Here is a 20326-nt window from a genome sequence, read left to right on the forward strand (position 1 = left end):
ATGCACGACTCGTGGGCGCGGCAAATGTGATGCGTCATGCGATACCACTTGTGTCGGGTTCTTCGCTTACGGCAAGAGCGCCGATTGTCGATTCCGCGGCATCTGCCGCAAAGGGAGTTTCAAGAATGAATAAAACCGAATTGATCGATGGCGTTGCCGCTGCCGCTGACATCTCCAAGGCTGAAGCTGGCCGTGCTGTTGACGCGGTTGTGAGCGAAATCACCAAGGCACTGAAGAAGGGCGACGCCGTCACCCTCGTTGGCTTCGGTACCTTCCAGGTCCGCGAGCGCGCTGAGCGCACCGGCCGCAATCCGAAGACCGGCGACAGCATCAAGATCGCTGCTTCGAAGAATCCTGCATTCAAGGCTGGTAAAGCCCTGAAGGATGCAGTAAACTAATCGAATGGCTGGGGTGCTTAGCTCAGCGGTAGAGCGTCTCCCTTACACGGAGAGGGTCGGGGGTTCGAAACCCTCAGCACCCACCATTAAGCACCAGGCAAACGTTTCAAGCGCGGAGCGGTAGTTCAGCTGGTTAGAATGCTGGCCTGTCACGCCGGAGGTCGCGGGTTCGAGTCCCGTCCGCTCCGCCAGTTATACCAAGCCCTCGGCCTTGTGCCGGGGGCTTTTTTTGACTGTCGGTAATGGATGCGGGTCCATTCTGGCATGGCGGTGCGGCGTACTGCCGTGCATCCTGCAGCGGCGCCTTCTGCTGCGTTTGAAGGCGCTTCGGTAAGTGGCTCTGGCTTGCGCCGTTCACCCTGGGGCCGATTGGATGCGCCACGACGCCGTCGTCACGGGCATTGGGCTGGGTGCCTGGCGCCAAGCGCGTTACACTGCGCGGCTCGCCCACAGGCCGTGATTTGCCAATGCTGCAGAAACTTCGCGACAAGACATCAGGCTGGATCGCTACCGCCATCCTGGGGTTGCTGATGATTCCGTTCCTGTTCGTCATCGACAACAGCTACCTCGGCGGCATTGGCGCCAACAATGTTGCCAAGGTGCAGGCGCCGCCGACCTGGTGGAAATCGGCACCGTCGTGGTGGCCGGTCTCTTTGCTGTGGCAGCACCATGAAATCAGCACGCAGGATTTCCGTGCGCGTTTCGAGCAGGCGCGTATGCAGGAGCGTCAGCGTCAGGGCGAGAAATTCGATCCGCGCAGCTTCGAATCCCGCGAAAACAAGCTGCAGGTGCTTGATCAACTGGTCGACGAACAGGTTGTGCGACTGGGTGCGGAAGACGCCGGAATCGTCATCGGCGATGCGACCGTGCGGGATTACATTGCCAACATTCCCGCATTCCAGGTCGATGGTAAGTTCAGTCCGGACCAGTATCGCGCTGCACTCGCGCAGGGCACGCCGCCGCGCACGCCAGCGCAGTTCGATGCGTTGGTGCGCGACAGCCTGCAGCAGTCGGTGATCCCGCAGGCGGTGGCGGAGTCCGGCTTTGCCACCACGTCCGAGTTCGAGCGCCTGCTCAAGCTGATGGGTGAAACGCGCGATGTGGAGTTGGCGATGCTGCCGCCGCCGGCCGCAGATGCTGCGCCGGTGAGCGATGCGCAGATCAAGCAGTGGTACGACGGGCACACGCAGGATTTCCGCCAGCCGGAAACCGTGACGATCGAATACGTGGAGCTCAACGCCGCCACGATGCCGCCAGCCACTGCGGCCGACGAGGCCATGCTGCGCAAGCGCTATGAAGACGAGAAGGCGCGCTTCGTCGAGCCGGAGCAGCGTCTTGCGTCGCACATCCTGATCAGTGCCGGCACCGATGCAGCCGCGCAGAAGGCTGCCGAGGCAAAGGCTGCCAAGCTTGCCGCCGAGGCCAAGCAGACGGGTACCGACTTTGCTGCACTGGCGAAGGCTAATTCGCAAGATCCCGGTTCCAAGGATGCCGGCGGCGACCTGGGCTGGGTCGAGAAGGGGACGATGGTCAAGCCGTTCGAGGACGCGCTGTTCTCGATGAAGGCTGGCGAGGTGGTGGGCCCGATCAAGAGCGAATTCGGCTACCACGTGATCCTGCTGCGTGAGGTCAAGGGCGGCCAGGGCAAGTCGTTCGAGCAGGTGCGCGACCAGCTGGCTGCCGAGCAGCTCAAGGCCGACGCAGATAAGGCCTTTGCCGATGTCAGCGGCAAGTTGGTGGACCAGATTTACAAAAACCCCACCGCACTGGAGCCGGCGGCCAAGCAGGTTGGCCTGCCGGTGCAGACGCTGGGGCCGTTCTCGCGCAGTGATGCCAGCGGTGTTGCCGCCAACCCGGCTGTGCTGCGCGCGGCGTTCTCCGAAACGCTGGTGCAGGACGGCACGGTGAGCGACCCCATCACCATCGCGCCGAATCATAGCGTTGTGCTGCGTGTGACCAACCACACCGCCGAACAGGCGTTGCCGTTGGACAAGGTGCGCGACAAGGTGACGGCGGCAATCCGCGCGGACCGTGCCGAGAAGGCCGCCGCTGCTGCTGCCGATGCCTTGCTGGCACGCGTGCAGAAAGGCGAAACGCTACAGGCACTGGCCGACAGCGAGAAGCTGCAGGTGCAGCCGATTCCGGGACTGCCGCGGACAGCGCCGATCCCGACCCCGGCTGCGAACCGTGCGATCTTCAGCGCGCCGCGACCGACCGAAGGCAAGCCGTCGGTTGGCAAGGTGGAGTTGGATGGCGGGCGCTTTGCTGTCTTTGTCATCAGCAAGGCGACGCCGGGCGATCTAAAGCAGATGCCGGCCGAGCAGCAGACGATGCTGCGCGAGCAGTTGAGCCAGATCGACGGAAACAACGCTGCGCAGGCTTACGTCAAGGAAATGCGCAAGCGCTACAAGATCCAGATCGAAGAAGCCCAGCTGTAAGGCTGGATCATCGATTGGTGAGAGCAAAGCCCGGGCAACCGGGCTTTTTCTTTGGGCGTTCGTGGTGGAAGACGCAGTCCGGCTGGCGGGCATCCCTAGTCAAGCTCCCGCGCGGCGCGTATCGATTTGCCGGCGGTGTCTGCGCGCCTGACGGGAGCTGCGATTCCTGCGCGCAAGTCGCGGGGTTGTCGGCCGGTTCCCTGACGATCTGGCCGCCGTCGCTGCTGACGCTCGATTGTGCGACGGCGCGCGCGGGCAGCGGCCTGAAAGACATGCGAGGTGTCGCGCTGATGATCTGCGGTGGTCGGGTCAGTTGAATGGCTGGGCGTGATTGACTCAACGAGGAGCGTCGCCAATGTCATGGCGCGCATTGCGTAGGGTCTGCAAGATTCGATTTTTGCCGGAGCTCGGCTCGCACGTCGAGCGCCAAGTCGACTCCCCGGCGCGACGCGCAGCAGGTGCTAACTGCACGTTTGCAACCCGGTAACTCTCAACATCCATCTTTCGCGACCGAAGCGGCCTGACGAAAAAGGCTGGGTTGGTGAGCGAAGTTCAGGATCGACGCGATCATGCTGGCGGCCGCGTGCCTGCGCGTACGACAGCGTCCAAGGTTGCGCCGCACCTCGGCGCATCGCTCAGGGCGAGTCGTCGAACGACAACACCATGCCAGGCTTCAGAATGGCGCTTTTGTCCAGGCCGTTGGTGGCGAGCAGCGTCGTGACGGTGATGCCATAGCGGCGTGCGATCGCCCAGGCCGATTCGCCATTGCGCACGGTGTGGGTGCGTGCTGGCGAGGTCGACGCCTTGCTGGCTGCAGCGGCAACGGCTGTGGGCGCGGCAGTGCTGCTGGCGGCGCCAGTTTCCATCTCCGCAGATGCGACCATGGCGCTATTTGCACCGGGCTGCGGCGGCGCAAGCGGCGCGAGCACGTGCACACCGCGCGGTGCGGCGCGTGCGCCAGCGAGGGCGGGATTCAGGCGCGCGAGCAATTGCGGCTCGATCGCGCGCTGTCCAGCCCAGGTGTTGAGGCTGGTGCCTGCCGGTAACGCATGTTCGGTGAGGACAGGCACCGGACGGTCCAGCGAGGTCAGCAGGTTGCCCTGCTGCTGCGCGTGATCGAGCACGCAGGCAAGCGCGTGCAGTTTTTCCACATAGTCGTAGGTGACCTTGGACATGCCCGGCAATTCGGACGGACGCACGTTTTGCGCGTTCATCCCGGCGCTGCGCATCGCCTGCAGCACGCGGTACTCGCCGGCGTTGTAGGCCATCAGGGCCAGGCGCCAGTCTCCGCCGAACATGCCGTAAAGGGTTTTGAGATAGCGTACCGCCGCAGTGGTGGAATCCACTGCCGACAGGCGTCCGTCGTACTGCGCGCCGACCGGCACCTGGTGGTTGCGCGCGGTGGTTGCGATGAACTGCCACAAGCCTGCAGGGCCGCTGCCGTTGCGAGCCCCGGGGCGGTAGCCGCTTTCGACGAACGGAATCAGCGCAAATTCGGTCGGCATGTCGGCCTTGCGCAATTCATCGACGACATAGCCGAATAGCGGCAGGACATCCTGCGCATCGTCTGCCAAACGTGCCGGGGCGCGCGAAAAATGCTGTTCCCAGCGGGCATCGCTATGGGCGCTGTCGCAGCCCGGGTCGGCGCGTCCGTCGAGGAAGGCCGAAAAAATCTCGCGCCCGTTGCGGAGGCCTGGCGCGCTGGCCGACGCGGCCTGACCACCTGCGGAGGCGGAGCTTGCGTCGTTGGGCGATGCGGCTGCCGGTGCAATGGCCGAACACGCGGCCAGCACTGCCAAAACCAGGCGCCTCATGCCCGAAATTCGTCTTTCCAGCGCCGAAGTTCGGCAAAAACATCCACTTCAGAGGAAAGTGCGCCGGCTGCGCGTGGCGCCACTGCAGCGCGGATCTCGGGGTGGCTGGTGCGTAAGAACGGATTGGTGGCCAGTTCACTCTTGAGCGAAATCGGCAGGGTAGGACGGGCTGCATGACGCATGGCCTGGGCTTCCTGTTGACGGCGCTGCAAGGCAGCGTTGGTGGGATCGACATGCAGCGCGAAGGCCGCGTTGGCCAACGTGTATTCGTGGCCGCAACACACAAGCGTTTCGCCAGGCAGGGAGGCCAGGCGCTGCAACGAGTCGAACATCTGGGGAGCGGTACCTTCGAACATCCGCCCACAGCCTAGGCTGAACAGCGTATCACCGCTGAACAGGTGGCCGTCAGCGAGAAAGGCGATATGGCTGCGGGTGTGGCCGGGCACCTCGATCACCTGGAACTCGACATCGAGCAGGCGCAAGCGCTCGCCGCGACCCACATGATGCGCGTTGGTTGGGATGCGTTCGTCGGCCGGGCCGAATAGCGCCAGGTCCGGCCAGCGCTGCTGGAGTTCGGCAACGCCGCCGATGTGGTCGCCGTGGTGGTGGGTCAGCAAGACGGCGCTCGGCACCAGGCCCTGGCGCTGCGCGGCAGCCAGGACAGGCTCGGCTTGACCGGGGTCGACAATGATGGCGCGGCCATCTGCGGCGACCAGCGCCCAGATGTAGTTGTCGTCGAATGCGGGCAGGGCGATCAGTCGCATAGAATTGGGACCATGCCTGCCCCGCCATTCTCCCGTCAAGCTGGCGTCTCATCCTGGTTTGAAACCGGCGCGGGGCGCGGCCTGCTTCAGCTGGAGCGTCGTCTGGCGTTGGAAGCGCTGCAGACACGGCCGTCGCAGCCGTGGTTGTGGCTGACGCCGACCGCCGACATGCCGGCGCGCGAGTTGCTGCAAGGGCGCGGTTTGCGGCTGCATCGCAGTGCCGGCCGTTTTGCTGGCGACGCGCGCTGCGCGCTGCCGTTTCCGCTGCCGACCGAGAGCCTGCAGGCGATCGTGGCGCAGCATGCGGTGGTTGGCGGGGCGGCGGACTTTCTGGCCGAATGCGAGCGTCTGCTGATGCCCGGCGGCCGCCTGTGGCTGTTCACGCTCAATCCAATGAGCCCCTACCGCTTTCGGTGGGCGCGGCGCGGGCCGGTCGCGTTGCGCCCGGATCGCTGGCGCCTACTGGCGCAGCGTGCCGGGCTGCACAGCGTGCAGGCGGAGCGCTATCTGGGGCCGATCTGGCGCCCCAGCGGCGAGTCCACCGACCCCGGCCGGGCGCCCTGGCGCGCGGTGTATCTGCTGGAAGTGGAAAAGCGCGCTGCCGCGGCGATCGGGCCGACGCCAATCGCCCTGCCTGCCCGCTGGCCACAACCGGTGGCCACGATCTGACCTGTTTACGTTCAACTCTGGAACCTGATGAAATCCATTGAAGTGCATACCGATGGCTCCTGCCTCGGCAACCCCGGCCCGGGCGGTTGGGCGGCCTTGTTGCGTTACAACGGCCGCGAAAAGGAGCTGGCTGGCGGTGAGGCGGTGTCGACGAACAACCGCATGGAATTGATGGCGGCGATCATGGCGCTGGAAACGCTGACCGAGCCGTGTCAGATCGTGTTGCATACCGATTCGCAGTACGTGCGCCAGGGCATCACCGAATGGATGCCGGGATGGGTGCGACGCAACTGGAAAACCGCCGGGGGCGATCCGGTCAAAAATCGCGAGTTGTGGGAGCGGCTGCACGCGGCCACGCAGCGCCACCGCATCGATTGGCGTTGGGTGAAAGGCCACAATGGCGACCCGGACAACGAGCGCGTCGACGTGCTCGCCCGCAATCAGGCCATCGCCCAGCGCGGTGGTCTTGCGACATCGTAAGAGGACACATGCGTCAGATCATTCTCGATACCGAAACCACCGGCCTGGAATGGCGCAAGGGCAACCGCGTCGTCGAAATCGGCGCGGTGGAGCTGCTGGAGCGGCGCCCGAGCGGCAACAATTTCCATCGCTACCTGAAGCCGGACTGCGACTTCGAGCCGGGCGCGCAGGAGGTGACCGGGCTGACCCTGGAATTTCTGGCCGATAAACCGCTATTCGGCGAGGTGGTGGACGAGTTTCTCGCCTATATCGACGGCGCGGAACTGATCATCCACAACGCCGCGTTCGACCTGGGGTTTCTGGACAACGAACTGGCGCTGCTGGGCGATCACTACGGGCGCATCGTCGAGCGCGCCACGGTGGTGGATACCTTGATGATGGCGCGCGAGCGCTATCCGGGGCAGCGCAATTCCCTGGATGCCCTGTGCAAGCGTCTGGGCGTGGACAACTCGCATCGCCAGTTGCACGGCGCCTTGCTCGATGCGCAGATCCTGGCCGATGTGTATATCGCGCTGACCTCGGGTCAGGAGGAAATCGGGTTTGCCAGTGCCGACGCCGGCCAGCAGGCCGACGCCGCGAGCGGCATGATCGCGTTCGATCCGGCGCTGCTGTTGCCGCGTCCGCGCGTTGCGGTGACCGCTTCCGAATCGCAGGCGCACGAGGCGCGTCTGGCGCAGTTGCGCAAGAAAGCGGGGCGTGCGTTGTGGGATCCGCCGGTCGAAGAGATTGCCGTCGCCGGGTAAGGCGTCGGACCCGAGGCACATCGCCGCCGTTGGTCGGCAAAGGCGGTGCATGTGCGCACCTGGGTCGTCCGTTGCGGCGATGGCTGCATGCGCGCACGGCAGGTGTACACAGAACACATCGGCATGTAGTGACGTGCGATGTTCGCCGGTGTGGCTCTGCTTGCCGTCAGAGTGGCTGGCAAGGCGTGACGAACGATGGCGACGTTTCGTCGCAGAAACCAAGCGGCCACATGGGGATTGAACGATGGCTGGCGGTCGCTGCGCTTTGTTGCGCAACTGTCCGCTTGCGCGCAGCGCTCAGTAACTGCGCACCAGGATCGCGGTGATGTTGTCCGAACCGCCGCCATCCAGTGCGGCGGCGACCAGGCATTCCACGCATTCCTGCGCGCTGCAATCGGCCTGCGACAACGTGGCTGCGATGGCGGCATCGTCCACCTCTTCGGTCAGGCCGTCGCTGCACAGCAGTAGCTGCATGCCGGATTTGAGTTCGCCTTGCATGATGGCGACATTCAGGTGCGCCGGGTCGGTCACGCCGAGTGCCTGGGTCACCACGTTGCGATGCGGGTGCGCGCGCGCCTGCTCGCTGGTCAGCGTGCCTTGGGCGATGAGCTCCTGCACATAGCTGTGGTCCTGGCTCAGCTGCGCCAGCCGGCCATCGCGCCACAGGTAGGCGCGGCTGTCGCCAACCCAGGCCACTTCGAAACGCTGGCCGAGTACGCGCGCGGCGACCACGGTGGTGCCCATCGGCAGGGTGTCGTTGCAGCGGCGCGAGGTCTTGATGATCTCTTCGTCGGCGATGCGTACCGCCTGGGCGAGCGGGGTCCCGGCGCGAACTTCTCGCACGATGGTTTCGCGCGCCAATGCGCTGGCTACTTCCCCGCAGGCATGCCCCCCCATGCCGTCGGCGACCAGCCACAATCCCAGCTCGCTGTCGCCGTAATAGGTGTCCTCGTTGAGGTCACGGCGCAGGCCGACATGGGTGAGGTGTCCGAATTCGAGCATGGGGCCGGGTCGCCAAGAAGAAGATGCACCACCATCATCGCGGCCCGGCCGGTTAGCGGCAACACGCCGCGCGCGGGCGTCGCAGCCCCGGTTCACGCCTGGACGCGCGCTGCCCCTGTCGACGCCGGCCCGGGCCGCTTGTGGCGGGGGCCATGTGCCCGTATGATGCACGGCCCCAGGACACTGGGGACCATCTGGAGAGGTGGCAGAGCGGTTGAATGTACCTGACTCGAAATCAGGCAGGCGTTTATAGCGCCTCGGGGGTTCGAATCCCCCCCTCTCCGCCAGATTGAGGCGAGCAGTTGTGCCAGTGCCGCGTGAGTTTCGCCGGCGGCATTGGGGGGGTGAGGAGCCCCGGGTTCGACAGGCAGCGCAGCTGCCTGCACGGCGAAGCCGCCCGCAGGGCGAAGGCACGTCGTGCCGCGTGAATCCCCCTCTGCCGCCAGATTCGCATCAGCCCCCGCAAGGGGGCTTTTGTTTATGTGTAGCCGTCGCCGGCCGCGGCGATGACTACAATCCGCCCGATCCCCGTTGGAGGCCTGTCATGTCCGAGATCCTGGTGCCCGTGTCGTTTGGTGAGCTGCTCGACAAGATCGCGATCCTGCAGATCAAGTCCGAGCGCATGCGCGATGCGGCCAAGTTGGCCAATGTGCGCAACGAGCTGTCTGCGCTGGAAACCAGCTGGATGGCGCATCCGGCCGCCGGGCACGACATCGTGCGCCTGCGCGCCGAGCTCAAGGCCGTCAATGAGCGGCTGTGGGTGATCGAGGATGACATCCGGCTCAAGGAGCAGGCGCAGAGCTTCGACGATGCCTTCGTGCAGCTGGCGCGCAGCGTGTATATCGAGAACGACGAGCGCGCGCGCATCAAGAAAGAGATCAACCTGGCGCTGGGTTCTTCGTATGTGGAAGAAAAGTCCTATCAGGACTATCGCGCTACCGGCGCCTGAGCGCGCCGGTTGACCGATCGCGCTGGCCGCCTGGTCGGCGCCATCGCCCAGTCATGGTGACTGGCATTAAGCGATTGGGCGGTGCCTGCGGTTGTGACGTCGGCGTTGATTGGCGGCATCTGCACGGTGTCTGGCCGTCAGCATTTTTGAATGCAATGCGCCTTCAATCGCGGTGCCGAATCCCTAACGCCGATGGTCGGCGCGATAACGCTCAAAGGCGGCGATCGCGTCATCCACGGTGATCAGCGACATCACCTCGTCGAATTCGATCTTCGTTCCCCAGTTCAGCTGGTCGGCCGGTTTCTGCAGGAATTTGCGCGCGGCGGCGTCGTAACGGTCCACGCAATAGCGCACGTCCGAATACGGGCCGCTCCGTCGCGGGTTGCTGGCGGCATGCAGGCCGAGCACCTTCGTGCCCATGGCGTTGGCGATATGCATCGGCCCGGAATCCGGCGTGACCACCAGGTTCGCGCGCGCAAGCAGTGCGGGCAGCTGTTTGAGGGTGTCCTTGCCAACCAGATCCAGCACCGGCGTGCGTGCGGCTGCGACGATGGCATCGGCAGTGCTGCGTTCCAGGTCGCTGCGGCCGCCGCACAGCACGATCCGCCAGCCCTGCGCGGCGGCATGATCGGCCAGCGCGGCATGGCGATCGGGATACCAGTTGCGACGCGCGTGGCTGGAGCACGGCGAAATCATCAGTACCAGGCGGCCATCGTCGTCCCATTGCGCGCGTGCCCAAGTGTGTGCCTCATCGGGCACCGGCAGGTCCCAGCGCACCTGGGTCTGGCGCAGGCCCAGCGGCTCGGCAAAGCTGCCGATGGCGTCGAGCACATGGATGCCAGGGCGGTCGGCAATGCGCTCGTTGACGAACAGGCCGTGCAGGTCCTTGGAGCGGCTGCGGTCGTAGCCGATGCGTCGCCGCGCCGGCACGAAGGCCGACAGCACATTGGCGCGAAAGGCCACCTGCATCTGCAGCAAGGCATCGAAACGCCCCAGCGGGGCCAGCGACCGACGGAGCGCGCGCATGCCGGCCACGCCACTGCGTTTGTCGTAGGCATGGAACTGCACGCCGGGCAGGCCATCGAGCAATTTGAGCCCGGCCCTGTCGATGATCCAATGCAGTTGGGTTTCAGGAAACCCTGCCTGCAGCGTGCGTACCAGTGGCACCACGTGCGTGACATCGCCCAGGGCGGACAAGCGCAGCAAACACAGCGATGCGGGCGTTACAGCCATGGTGTTGTTAGACTCGATAGATGGTTTCTTTCGATGCCACCGATGCGCTGGCGCCGTACCGCGAAGGTCGCGGTTATGGCGCCATTCTGTTCGACCGCGAACGGCTGCGGCAAGCCGATGCCAGCCTGTTTTCGCCGCAATCGTGGGGCGACAGGGCGCGTCCGGTGGATGCAGGCGGGCGTGGCGGCGCGTGGTTCGTGGATGCGCCATTCGGCCATAGCGTGTTGCGGCAGTACCTGCGCGGCGGCATGGCCGCACGCGTGAGCCGCGATCGCTACCTGTGGAAAGGGGCGGGGCGCACGCGCAGTTTTGCCGAGTTCCGGCTGATGCGTGAACTGATCAAACGCAAGTTGCCGGTGCCGCGTCCGTTGGCTGCCTGCTACCTGCGCGAAGGCCTGGGTTATCGCGCTGCGCTGTTGATGGAGCGGCTGGAAAACGTGCGCTCGTTGGCCGAGCACGCCCAGGTGGCCGGACGCGGTGCGCCGTGGGAGGCGACCGGCCAGCTGATTGCACGCTTCCATCGCGCTGGCCTGGATCATGCCGATCTCAACGCGCACAACATCCTGTTCGATGCCGGCGGGCATGGCTGGCTGATCGACTTCGACCGCGGCGTGCTGCGCATTCCGGCCACGCGCTGGCGCGAGCGCAACCTCAAGCGGCTGCATCGCTCGCTGTTGAAGCTGCGCGGTAACCGCAGCCGCGAGGACGTCGACAAGGACTATGCGCGCCTGCATCGCGCCTACGAACTGGCCTGGGGCCGGGGCTACTGATGGACTGGGCCTTGCGGGTGCAGGGAGTCGGCAATGCGTCGGCGGTGGCGCTTGGCTCGCCGATGGCCACGCTCGAGCGCGCCGGTGCGCCCTGGCTGACCATCGATTGCGGCAGCGAGGGGCTGACCGCCTATCAGGCCCACTATGGCCAGCTGCCACAGGCAATCTTCATCACCCATGTGCATCTGGACCATGTCGGTGGGCTGGAACGGGTGTTCGTCGACAGTTATTTCTCCGAGCGCCGCGGACGCACGCGCCTGTACGTGCCAGCGCCGGTGGTGCCGCTGCTGCAGCGACGCATCGCCGATTACCCGAACGTGCTGGCCGAGGGCGGGGCGAACTTCTGGGATGCGTTTCAGCTGGTGCCGGTCGGCGATGCGTTCTGGCACGACGGCGTGCGGCTGGAAGTGTTCCCGGTACGCCACCACTGGCCCGAGACGGCTTACGGATTGCGTCTGAAGGGCGCGCTGGTCTGGACCGGCGATACCCGGCCGATCCCGGAAATGCTGAAGCGTTATGCGGACGACAGCGAGCTCATCGCACATGACTGCGGCGTTCACGGCAACCCGTCGCATACTGGCGTGGACGATTTGGAGCGGGAATACCCGCAGGACCTGTTGAGCCGCATGCTGCTGTACCACTACGCCAGCGACGCCGACGGCGATGTGCTGCGTGCACGTGGCCACCGCGTTGCCGTGCCCGGTCAACACCTCGCGTTGGCGAACCCGACCGCCGCGACGGTGCCCTGATGGGCGCCTTGCTGCAGCCGGATCTCGTGACGGCGCCGATGCAGGACCGCTACGGCCGCCCGCTGCGCGATCTGCGTCTGTCGGTGATCGAAGCCTGCAATTTCCGCTGCGGGTACTGCATGCCGGCCGATCGCGTGCCCGACGATTACGGCTTCGATTCACAGCAGCGGTTGAGTTTCGATCAGCTGGAAACCCTGGTGCGTGCCTTCGTCTCGGTCGGGGTGACCAAGGTGCGCCTGACCGGCGGAGAGCCGCTGCTGCGTCGCGACCTGCCGAGCCTGATCGCACGGCTGACCGCGATCGAGGGCATCGAAGATCTGGCACTGACCACCAACGGCACCTTGCTCGCCCGCCAGGCCGTCGCGCTGCGGCAGGCCGGGCTGCGCCGCATCACCGTCAGCATGGATGCGCTGGAACCGGCGTTGTTCAGGCGCATGAGCGGCGATCGCGGCGAGATTGCGCAGGTGCTGGCCGGCATCGCCGCCGCCGAGCAGGCCGGTTTTCAGCGGCTGAAGATCAATTGCGTGGTGCAGCGTGGCGTCAACGAAGATCAGGTGCTGCCGCTGGTGGAGCACTTCCGCGGCACTGGGCACGTGCTGCGCTTCATCGAATTCATGGATGTGGGCAGCTGCAATGGCTGGACCCCGGATGCGGTGGTGACCTCTGCGCAACTGCACGAACGCATCCACGCGCGCTGGCCGCTGGTGGCGCTGGACGCCAATTACACCGGGGAAGTGGCCCAGCGCCACGCGTTCGCGGATGGCGCCGGCGAGGTGGGTTTCGTCAGTTCGGTCAGCGTGCCGTTCTGCGGCGATTGCCAGCGTGCGCGCGTTTCGGCAGACGGGCATCTGTATACCTGCCTGTTCGCCAGCCAGGGGCATGACCTCAAGCCGACACTGGCCAATGGCGAGCCGGCGCTGGCAACGCATCTGCGGCAGCGCTGGAGTGTGCGTGGCGACCGCTACAGCGAAGTGCGCGCCTCGGTGCCACGGCGCGGCAAGCCGGTCGAGATGTTCTTGATCGGCGGATAAGCGAGGACACGCTGCCGGTGCAGTTGCGCACGCTGGAACAGCGCCTGCGCGATCCGTCGCTGCGTGCCGGTGTACAGGTGTTGGAAGCGCTGCTGGATCCGGCCTTTGTCGAGTTCGGTACGTCGGGCCGCAGGGACATGCGCAGCGAAGTGATCGCGGCCTTACGCACCCGGTGTTGCTGCCGATTACCAGGCCGACGGCGTCGAATGGGCGTGGCTGGCGCCGGATCTGGCGCAGTTGCGCTATCGGTCGATGGATCGTCGTCAGGGGATTGAGCGGCGGGCCTCGCGCAGCTTGTTGTGGCGAAACGAGGCTACTGGATGGCAGCTGCTGTTTCACCAAGGCACCCTGTTCACAGAGAATGCCGCATCCTGATGGCCTGTCTTCGCGTCGCTTCCCATGCCTGCAAACTCCCGCTCCGCTCGCCTGACCCACCTCGACGATGCCGGGCTTCCCGCCATGGTGGATGTCTCGGACAAGGCGGTTACCGCCCGTAGCGCCACTGCGGAAAGCCGCGTGCGCTTTCCGGCTGCCGTAGCCGCACAGTTGCGCGCCAATGGCTTGCGTAGCGCCAAGGGCGGCATCGTGGAGACGGCGGTGATTGCCGGCACCATGGCGGTCAAGCGCACGCACGAATTGATTACGTTCTGCCATCCGATACCGATCGATGCCTGCCGTTTCGGGATCGACTGGGCGGGCGAACAGGTGCTGGACATCCGTTGCACGGTGCGCTGCGTGCATCGCACCGGGGTGGAAATGGAAGCGCTCACCGGGGCCAGCGTTGCCGCATTGACGATCTACGACATGTGCAAGGCGTTGTCGCACAGCATGAGCATTGGTCCGACCAAATTGGTGTCCAAGCGCGGCGGCAAGCGCGACATCGGAGCGGCACAATGACCGCCACGGTGACGGTGCTGTATTTCGCCAGCCTGCGCGAGGCCGCAGGCATTGCCGACGAGCGTGTGCAGACCGGCGCGCAGGATCTGCGCGGCCTGTATGCAGAACTCGATGCACGGCATGGCCTGCGCTGGGCTCCTGCGCAGTTGCGTGTAGCCGTGGATGGCGCATTCGCGCGCTGGGAGGATGCGCTGCGCGACGGCAGCGAAGTGGTGTTCATTCCGCCGGTGTCGGGAGGTTGAGCATGAGCGAGCAGGGTGTCGCAATCTTTGCGCTTTCCGAGGTGCCATTGCCGATCGATCAGCTGCGTGCCGGGGTGGAACATCCGCATGCCGGCGCGTTCGCCAGCTTCGAAGGCTGGGTGCGCAATCACAACGAAGGCTGCGGCGTGGCCGGCTTGCGCTACGAAGCCTATGCCGCGCTCGCGCAGGCCGAGGGGCAGCGTGTTCTTGACGAAGCAATGCAGCGATTCGCCATCGTGCACGCGCATTGCGTGCACCGCGTGGGCGAGCTGCGTGTCGGCGAGATGGCGGTGTGGGTCGGCGTCAGTGCGGCGCATCGTGGCGCCGCATTCGACGCATGTCGCTACATCATCGATGAGGTCAAGGCGCGCGTGCCGATCTGGAAGCACGAGCATTACCTGGAAGGCGACGCGGGTTGGTTGCATCCCGAATTGCAACCGTAGCAGGTTGGATGCGGTGCGCATCCGCGCGTGAGCAGGCGACCGGCGTTGCATAAGCGCGCGGCGCAGCACGAGCTGCCTGCTGCTTTTCGCTGGATCAATCGCGCGCAAGTCGATGCTCCGGGCGGCTCGCCTGGAGTCTTTCGAAGTTGGGGTGGTATCCCCGCCGGTTGACCTCGGCGCCCGCATCGCGCCGTGGGAAACGCTAACGCTGCGGGATGCGTGCGCCGTCGCCACGGCGGGCACGAGTGACTGATGGGCTTTTCGCCTCGGCTTGCGAATGAGCGCAGCGCTGCACGTGATGATCGCTGTTGTTCGATCAATCGCGCCCAAGCCGGAGATTCCAGCTAGTTCGCCTGGCATTGTCGAAAGTTAGGGTGGTGTCCCCGCCGGTTGACCTCGGCGCCCGCATCAATCGATACCGTTGCTGCCTTCCGGCCCTGGCGGGATTTTCGATCTAGCGTCGCGAGGGACCGACGGGTCCACCATAAGACGTGGGCCATTGGCATGACCCTGCGATTTGCGGCATTGGTGCCTTTGCGCAAATCATAAAACTGGCGGAGAGAGGGGGAGACGGATGAATCCGCTCTAACCCCTTGATCTCGAACCGAGACACGAACCGGACGCTTGTCCTTGTTGGTGTCCTGCCATTGTAGCCGATATGCCTGAGCAGTAGCTAGGGAACTATGTCTGTCATTGACCAAAAATGGGGGCAAAAAAAAGCCACCCGAAGGTGGCATTTTTAAGGTTACAAGCGAGTTTGGATCCAGTCCCAAACACTCTTGTCAAGCCATCCCGCAGACTGATTGGCATTGAGCTTGCTCACGAAAAGGCGATCATTGTTGTCGAGCTTTTGGCGAAGGTCATCACCCAGTTGCTGGGCGGTCCCTGAGCTTTGCACCCAACGAACGCTTTCCAAGCCCCTGTCCTGCACATTGGGATGGCGCTCCAAGTGCTGGATGAACTGCCGGCGTGCAGCATCGTAGTTGCTGCGTTCTTTGTTCAGATTCCAAGTTACGACGTAGACAGCCATTGCGCTTCCTCCCAGGTCAAATTGCTGTGGATTTTTGTCAGCACCAGTCGTCACTGATCGAAGATAGAGGGGCGTTAGTTGGTAGCCCACTCCCCTCTGTTCTTAGGCATGTTGCTTCAACACCCAGGTCACGGCTTTTCCATCGTAGGGCGGCATGCGATTGCCCTTGGCAATGGGTGCGGTGGTGCTGTAACCAGAGGGCTGCCACACACCGCTCTCGGGGCAAGTTTCGCCAGTCTTGGCGGTCGTTCCGATTGGCTTACGGGTGCTCATAAGACTTTCTCCTGCCAAGCCAGTCAGAAGAATTCCGACTACAAAGACTTGACGGAAGCGACAATACGCCCCTCTTGTCGACTTCGTCAAGTATGATTTGTCGCCCACCACAATTTAGGATTACCCGATGTCTGATCTCTTCCCAGCCCGTTTGAGAGAGGCCAGGGATAGGCGAGGTCTGACGCAAGCAGAACTGGGCAAGGAAGCAAGTCTGCCGTCAACGACCATCTCCCACTTTGAGGGTGGATCAAGGAAGCCCTCGTTTGATAATTTGCGTCGTCTAACAAAAGTTTTGGGCGTGAGCACCGACTACCTGATGGGTCTCGTTGACAGCCCCGATGACATGGCAGCAGCATCAAGAATTGCTCGCCATTTGGGACAAGCAACAGAAGACGACATCAAGATGCTTGAAGCCGTCGCTAAGTCATTAGCAGATACAAGGAAGAGGGATGGATAGCTACCGAAGGCAGCAGATCGAAGCCAGAGCGCAGGATATGCTTAATGATGCGGGAGTCCTTGCACTCCCCATCAATCCAATGGAGATTGCCAAGCACTTGGATATTCAAGTGCACGCGAAACCAGCCAATTCTTCTGGCGCGTCCGGATGGCTTGTGAGGCAAGGCAATGATTTTGCCATTATTTATGCTACCCATATCGAAAATCCTGGGTTTCAGAATTTCAGCGTGGCCCATGAGCTAGGCCACTATTGTCTAGACGGTCATCCGGAACATATTTTTAAACAAAGCGGCGAACATGCTTCTCGCGGCGGATTCGGATCTTCCGACCCCATCGAGCGAGAGGCAGATTATTTTGCGTCATGCTTAATGATGCCAAAGTCGCTGTGCAAGTCGAATATTAATAAAAGCGGCGATGGCATGGCTGCCGTTTTATCATTGGCAGCCACATGTAATACGTCTTTAACAGCGGCAGCGCTGCGTTACGCAGAGATCGGGCATCTGCCCACGGGGGTTCTACAATGCTTAGACGGTAAAGTTGAGTTTTGTGCGATTTATCCCCTTCAATCTCATGTGGGTTGGGCAAGACCGTTGGGACGCGGCACAAAAGTTCCCCTGGATAGTGCGACACGAAGATTGGCTGACGATCCGGATGGCGTAAGACGGGCCTTAGAGGACAGTGATAGCGCGGAAGCAAGCGATTGGTTCTCTGGTGCCAAGAGCGGGATCTATCTCATCGAAGAGGTGATTGGACTAGGCTCTTTTGGCAGAACTTTGACGTTATTGACCTTGGAAGAAAATGACGAGGACGAGGATGATTAAAGCTATGATGGTGTCTGTAATTATCTAAGATTGTCCCTCGTTTCATTTTTCAAACAAGGAGATTGTGATGGGTGGTTTTAAAAGTGGGAAAAAAAAGCGCTATCGTGTTGATGTGATAAAGCGGCCAGGCAAGAAAGATGGTTATCAAATCTTCGACATTCAATTGGGCAAGCACGTGGGCCCTGTGTATGACAGTCGAGAGGAGGCGGACAAGATCTGTGCGGAGGCCAATTTAGGTCTTAGGCTCTGACATTTTTGTAATTCTGAGGAGTGATCCGGGTTCGATATCATTGAGCGTTGGGCATTGAATAAAAGATGGAGTAGTGCTCAGCTGATCATCTGCAATTACAAAGCAATGGAAGAATTCTGGAGGCGAATTTGTGTCAACAAACCCTTTTTCTTCAAGTTGTAGGGTGAGGCTGCTTGGATAATCCTTTTTCGGAATGACCTCGATCAAAAATTTCATGCATGTGCTCAGTGGGATGAGATATTATTCATAAGGTGCCTGACAAGCTTGTCAAGTCTACAAATTTTGCAAAAGCTTATAGCTTGCTCTTAGAAGCGGCATAGGACCTTTTACTTTAAGCGATTGAATGATCTATCATTCAAGAACTTACCAAACGAGATATCCTCTGATGTCCAAATCAACCCTAGATTCCATTGCTACGGCCAAAGCCAAGCTTGCAGAAGAGCTGAGAAAGCTGGAAGAGCAAGAAGCCAATCTGTTGGAGGAAGAGGCATCGAACGCTTTTCAGCAAGCCTCAGATCTGCTGACCCGCTTCGGCCAGCACTTTACCGCCAAGCAGAAAGCAGATCTTGCAGCTCAACTCGGGGCTTCTGTTGGCGGACCTAGCCGACCAAAGAAAGCAACCGGCACTCGCAAAGAAGTGGCTCCCAAGTATTGGCTTCCCCATACGCAGGAAACTTGGTCTGGTCGTGGTAGGACACCACGTGCTTTTGCAGCTTACGAAGGATCGGCGGCTTATAAGGAATGGAAGGCAAAGCATCCCGATGAAAAATTCCCTAAGTTTCCTGGATAAAAAGTAGGCCCCGCGATGCGGGGCCTTAGTCATATGCTGGCGCGAACTATAAGGCTTAGCTCGCACTGGGTTGTGATTTTTGGTTAAGCACTATTGCTCAGAGAATTGATATGGAACATCGAATTTTGTCCTCTTACGTCGAGGATTTTGGTAAGAAATCTCAAATTGATGGCTTGCCAGAGCATAAGCAGTTTGAGTATTTTGCAAACTACACTGTTATGTCTCAGGTCCATCCCGAGGCTTTTTCCGAGGTTGCCGATTTGTCGGACGTGGACGTTGATCGAGATGGGACATTTGGTATTGATGCCATTGCTGAATTCGTCAATAAAAATCTGATTAAAAGCACTGATGAAATAGATGCACTCGCGAAGTCGAGAAATTTGGATGTTGAAGTTCTGTTGGTTCAGGCAAAAACGTCGAAAAGTCTTGATTCTGGCGAAATTCTCAAATTTATAGAGGGCTCCAAAGGTTTCTTGAACAATTTGGATGGGCACTCTACGAGTGAAAGCGACGCTTTAAAAACCCCTGCTAGATTGCTTTGCCATATATTTTCATCGAAAATAGTTAAGCTCCTTTCGTCCGAATCTCCCGTATGCCGAATGGTGTTTGCATATGCAGGCGGACATCCGCCATCAACGCAACTAACTGAGCTGGCATTAACTAAATGCGATGATCTCAAATCGATCGTTCCTGATTTTAAAAGTTTTTTCTTTGAGTATTGGAACGCCGAGGCGCTTATCGAGTGTTTCAAGCAAGTTGAAAATCAGTTTGAAGTAGAGCTTCGCATTAAGAACAACCTGTCGCTCGATACTATTAGAGGGGTGGACCAGGCTTACATCGGATTTGTCGAAGTCGGTGAATTTGTTAAGCTAATTACGGCCCCTGACGGAGGTATTCGAAGAAATGTTTTTTACGATAACGTCCGCGATTTTCAGGGGGATGATAATTCGGTAAATAAAGAGATTGCAGAGGCAGTCTCCGAAATAGAGTCCTCTGATAAGTTTGTTTTATACAACAACGGTGTGACTGTGGTGGTGTCTTTCATGAAAAATATGGGGGCGCACCGTTTTCTGCTGAGGAATTATCAGATCGTTAATGGCTGTCAGACAAGCAATGTCCTATTTTTGAACAAAAATAAGCCTGGTTTTAACGAGGCGCTGATACCTATAAAAATAGTTCATACGTCAGACGCAGATGTTGTTTCAAAAATCATTAGGGCTAACAATAGGCAGACGCCAGTTCCCAATGAGGCATTTTTAACCCTTGATAAGTGGCATAAGGATCTTCAAGAATATGTTTCGCGTGAATCGAAAAGGGTTGGGGAAAGCTTATACTATGAAAGACGATCTCGAGAATTTTCTCTCCTAGACGATGCGCCGGACAAAAAGAGAGTTGTAGGGCTGCATGGTATGGTGAGAGCTTACGCTGCGGTTTTCATGCAAAAGCCGCATATGGTAATTGCCAACAATCCTAGTTCTATTCTTAGAGAAAAAGGCAGTGTCGTAGTTTTTGGTTCCGATCATAAATTCTCGCCATACCTTGCTTCGGCAATGTTGGTTTATAAGATTAATGAGCACGCCAATGGTAAACGACATGGGCCCGAAGTTGTTCGCTTCAGATTTCATGTTGCAATGCTTATTGCCTGTGTAGTATCGGGTGGTAAAAATTTACCGATGCCCAATGCCAAGGCGGTTGATAAGCTTTGTGATGACATAATGTCTGTCTGTTTGTCCGCCAATAAATTCTCACAATCCGTCAATACCGCCTTTAAGCTTGCTGAAGAAGCGGAGAAGGAGTTCCTGCTTAGGCGCGATTTTTCAAAGGGGAACTCACCCGCCAGATCAGTTCAGTTCACAGATTTCTTAATAGAGAAAATTTACGCGTAATATAAGAATGGGCTTGGCCGCTCAGCCAATTTCGTTAAGAGCCCCACATGTTGGGGCTCATTCGACGTCCCCCCAATTTTGAGTAGCGCCTCAGTTTGGAGTCCAATTCCCTACCCCGAGGAGATTGGACGTGAAGAAACGTTTTACTGACGAGCAGGTCATCGGCTTTCTGCGCGAAGCCGAAAGCGGCGTGGCGAT

Annotated in this window: 24 protein-coding genes, 3 tRNA genes, 1 other RNA gene and 2 pseudogenes; 22 read left to right on the top strand and 8 right to left on the bottom strand. The window is 60.7% G+C overall.

Features of this window, described 5'->3' with window-relative positions; translation table 11 throughout:
• Nucleotides 1-125: 125 nt before the first annotated feature.
• The 4 genes from hbs (at nt 126) to F7R02_RS06690 (ending at nt 2836) form a co-directional block, all read left to right on the top strand.
• Nucleotides 126-398, top strand: coding sequence for a non-specific DNA-binding protein Hbs (hbs, locus tag F7R02_RS06675; protein WP_002806049.1), 273 nt, complete (start codon nt 126-128; stop codon nt 396-398).
• Nucleotides 399-409: 11 nt separating this feature from the next.
• Nucleotides 410-484: transfer RNA gene (locus tag F7R02_RS06680), tRNA-Val, on the top strand.
• Nucleotides 485-512: 28 nt separating this feature from the next.
• A tRNA-Asp gene (locus tag F7R02_RS06685) sits at nt 513-589 on the top strand.
• 276 nt (nt 590-865) lie between these two features.
• Entirely contained in the window at nt 866-2836 is a 1971-nt protein-coding gene (locus tag F7R02_RS06690) for a peptidyl-prolyl cis-trans isomerase (RefSeq protein ID WP_078591283.1), read from the top strand.
• A 635-nt stretch (nt 2837-3471) separates the two neighbouring features.
• Here F7R02_RS06690 and F7R02_RS06695 read toward each other — a convergent pair.
• Together F7R02_RS06695 and gloB are read right to left on the bottom strand one after the other, a co-directional pair.
• Entirely contained in the window at nt 3472-4650 is a 1179-nt protein-coding gene (locus tag F7R02_RS06695) for a lytic transglycosylase domain-containing protein (RefSeq protein WP_078591284.1), read from the bottom strand.
• On the bottom strand, nt 4647-5414 hold the full coding sequence (gloB, locus tag F7R02_RS06700) for a hydroxyacylglutathione hydrolase (protein WP_078591285.1): 768 nt from the start codon (nt 5412-5414) through the stop codon (nt 4647-4649). Before gloB ends, F7R02_RS06695 begins: the two co-directional genes overlap by 4 nt.
• Before the next feature lie 12 nt (nt 5415-5426).
• Here gloB and F7R02_RS06705 point away from each other — a divergent pair, with 12 nt between their 5' ends.
• From F7R02_RS06705 to dnaQ, 3 genes are read left to right on the top strand one after another with little or no spacing between them, the layout of a single operon-like run.
• Nucleotides 5427-6083 carry a class I SAM-dependent methyltransferase gene (locus tag F7R02_RS06705; protein WP_003483816.1) on the top strand — a complete coding sequence of 219 codons (657 nt, stop codon included), beginning with the start codon at nt 5427-5429 and terminating at the stop codon, nt 6081-6083.
• Nucleotides 6084-6110: 27 nt separating this feature from the next.
• Nucleotides 6111-6563: a ribonuclease HI gene (rnhA, locus tag F7R02_RS06710; protein WP_005913875.1), complete on the top strand. Its 453-nt coding sequence runs from the start codon at nt 6111-6113 to the stop codon at nt 6561-6563.
• A gap of 8 nt (nt 6564-6571) precedes the next feature.
• Entirely contained in the window at nt 6572-7306 is a 735-nt protein-coding gene (gene dnaQ, locus F7R02_RS06715; protein ID WP_005913877.1) for a DNA polymerase III subunit epsilon, read from the top strand.
• A 297-nt stretch (nt 7307-7603) separates the two neighbouring features.
• On the opposite strand, the gene F7R02_RS06720 is transcribed toward dnaQ, so the two are convergent.
• Nucleotides 7604-8308, bottom strand: coding sequence for a PP2C family protein-serine/threonine phosphatase (locus F7R02_RS06720; RefSeq protein ID WP_003483822.1), 705 nt, complete (start codon nt 8306-8308; stop codon nt 7604-7606).
• A 196-nt stretch (nt 8309-8504) separates the two neighbouring features.
• On the opposite strand from F7R02_RS06720, the gene F7R02_RS06725 reads away from it, so the two are divergent.
• Nucleotides 8505-8595: transfer RNA gene (locus tag F7R02_RS06725), tRNA-Ser, on the top strand.
• A 257-nt stretch (nt 8596-8852) separates the two neighbouring features.
• The gene (locus F7R02_RS06730) at nt 8853-9257 is read left to right on the top strand and encodes a DUF6165 family protein (protein WP_003483824.1); all 405 of its coding nucleotides are present in this window, start codon (nt 8853-8855) and stop codon (nt 9255-9257) included.
• A 183-nt stretch (nt 9258-9440) separates the two neighbouring features.
• Here F7R02_RS06730 and F7R02_RS06735 read toward each other — a convergent pair whose 3' ends face one another.
• Entirely contained in the window at nt 9441-10490 is a 1050-nt protein-coding gene (locus tag F7R02_RS06735) for a glycosyltransferase family 9 protein (RefSeq protein ID WP_078591286.1), read from the bottom strand.
• 20 nt (nt 10491-10510) lie between these two features.
• On the opposite strand from F7R02_RS06735, the gene F7R02_RS06740 reads away from it, so the two are divergent.
• From F7R02_RS06740 to F7R02_RS06765, 7 genes and pseudogenes are all read left to right on the top strand, one after another.
• The gene (locus tag F7R02_RS06740; protein WP_078591287.1) at nt 10511-11260 is read left to right on the top strand and encodes a 3-deoxy-D-manno-octulosonic acid kinase; all 750 of its coding nucleotides are present in this window, start codon (nt 10511-10513) and stop codon (nt 11258-11260) included.
• Entirely contained in the window at nt 11260-12009 is a 750-nt protein-coding gene (locus F7R02_RS06745; protein ID WP_078591288.1) for an MBL fold metallo-hydrolase, read from the top strand. Before F7R02_RS06740 ends, F7R02_RS06745 begins: the two co-directional genes overlap by 1 nt.
• Entirely contained in the window at nt 12009-13040 is a 1032-nt protein-coding gene (gene moaA, locus F7R02_RS06750; protein WP_078591289.1) for a GTP 3',8-cyclase MoaA, read from the top strand. Before F7R02_RS06745 ends, moaA begins: the two co-directional genes overlap by 1 nt.
• A pseudogene (locus tag F7R02_RS27320) lies at nt 13037-13415 on the top strand (nuclear transport factor 2 family protein). Before moaA ends, F7R02_RS27320 begins: the two are co-directional and overlap by 4 nt.
• A 24-nt stretch (nt 13416-13439) precedes the next feature.
• Nucleotides 13440-13937 (top strand): cyclic pyranopterin monophosphate synthase MoaC, encoded by a 498-nt coding sequence (gene moaC, locus F7R02_RS06755; protein ID WP_078591290.1) that lies wholly within the window; start codon nt 13440-13442, stop codon nt 13935-13937.
• Complete coding sequence (locus tag F7R02_RS06760) at nt 13934-14179, top strand: MoaD/ThiS family protein (protein ID WP_003483836.1); 246 nt, start codon at nt 13934-13936, stop codon at nt 14177-14179. The genes moaC and F7R02_RS06760 overlap by 4 nt, the downstream gene beginning before the upstream one ends.
• Nucleotides 14176-14622, top strand: coding sequence for a molybdenum cofactor biosynthesis protein MoaE (locus F7R02_RS06765; RefSeq protein WP_139371106.1), 447 nt, complete (start codon nt 14176-14178; stop codon nt 14620-14622). Before F7R02_RS06760 ends, F7R02_RS06765 begins: the two co-directional genes overlap by 4 nt.
• Nucleotides 14623-15002: 380 nt before the next feature.
• Here the strand turns inward: F7R02_RS06765 and ffs are convergent.
• The 3 genes from ffs to F7R02_RS26320 form a co-directional block, all read right to left on the bottom strand.
• Nucleotides 15003-15099, bottom strand: an RNA gene (gene ffs, locus F7R02_RS06770) — signal recognition particle sRNA small type.
• Nucleotides 15100-15367: 268 nt separating this feature from the next.
• Nucleotides 15368-15652, bottom strand: a complete 285-nt coding sequence (locus F7R02_RS06775) for a hypothetical protein (RefSeq protein ID WP_078591292.1) — start codon at nt 15650-15652, stop codon at nt 15368-15370.
• A 102-nt stretch (nt 15653-15754) separates the two neighbouring features.
• Nucleotides 15755-15925 (bottom strand): hypothetical protein, encoded by a 171-nt coding sequence (locus F7R02_RS26320; RefSeq protein WP_015463016.1) that lies wholly within the window; start codon nt 15923-15925, stop codon nt 15755-15757.
• Between the two features lie 127 nt (nt 15926-16052).
• Between F7R02_RS26320 and F7R02_RS06780 the strand changes: the two genes are divergently transcribed.
• From F7R02_RS06780 to F7R02_RS06790, 3 genes are all read left to right on the top strand, one after another.
• Nucleotides 16053-16382 carry a helix-turn-helix domain-containing protein gene (locus tag F7R02_RS06780; RefSeq protein WP_078591293.1) on the top strand — a complete coding sequence of 110 codons (330 nt, stop codon included), beginning with the start codon at nt 16053-16055 and terminating at the stop codon, nt 16380-16382.
• Nucleotides 16375-17202, top strand: a complete 828-nt coding sequence (locus F7R02_RS06785; protein WP_078591294.1) for an ImmA/IrrE family metallo-endopeptidase — start codon at nt 16375-16377, stop codon at nt 17200-17202. The genes F7R02_RS06780 and F7R02_RS06785 overlap by 8 nt, the downstream gene beginning before the upstream one ends.
• A gap of 67 nt (nt 17203-17269) precedes the next feature.
• Nucleotides 17270-17452: a hypothetical protein gene (locus F7R02_RS06790; RefSeq protein WP_015463017.1), complete on the top strand. Its 183-nt coding sequence runs from the start codon at nt 17270-17272 to the stop codon at nt 17450-17452.
• Here the strand turns inward: F7R02_RS06790 and F7R02_RS06795 are convergent.
• Nucleotides 17435-17668, bottom strand: a complete 234-nt coding sequence (locus F7R02_RS06795) for a hypothetical protein (protein WP_015472326.1) — start codon at nt 17666-17668, stop codon at nt 17435-17437. The two genes, F7R02_RS06790 and F7R02_RS06795, sit on opposite strands and share 18 nt — an antisense overlap.
• Before the next feature lie 169 nt (nt 17669-17837).
• On the opposite strand from F7R02_RS06795, the gene F7R02_RS06800 reads away from it, so the two are divergent.
• The 3 genes and pseudogenes from F7R02_RS06800 to F7R02_RS27490 all read left to right on the top strand — a co-directional run.
• Complete coding sequence (locus tag F7R02_RS06800) at nt 17838-18242, top strand: H-NS histone family protein (RefSeq protein WP_078591295.1); 405 nt, start codon at nt 17838-17840, stop codon at nt 18240-18242.
• Nucleotides 18243-18352: 110 nt separating this feature from the next.
• Nucleotides 18353-20128, top strand: a complete 1776-nt coding sequence (locus F7R02_RS06805; protein ID WP_078591296.1) for an AIPR family protein — start codon at nt 18353-18355, stop codon at nt 20126-20128.
• Nucleotides 20129-20258: 130 nt separating this feature from the next.
• Nucleotides 20259-20326 (top strand): annotated as a pseudogene (locus tag F7R02_RS27490) (transposase); the annotation flags it as partial.

It is taken from the genome of Xanthomonas cissicola (assembly GCF_008801575.1).
GTDB lineage: Bacteria > Pseudomonadota > Gammaproteobacteria > Xanthomonadales > Xanthomonadaceae > Xanthomonas > Xanthomonas cissicola.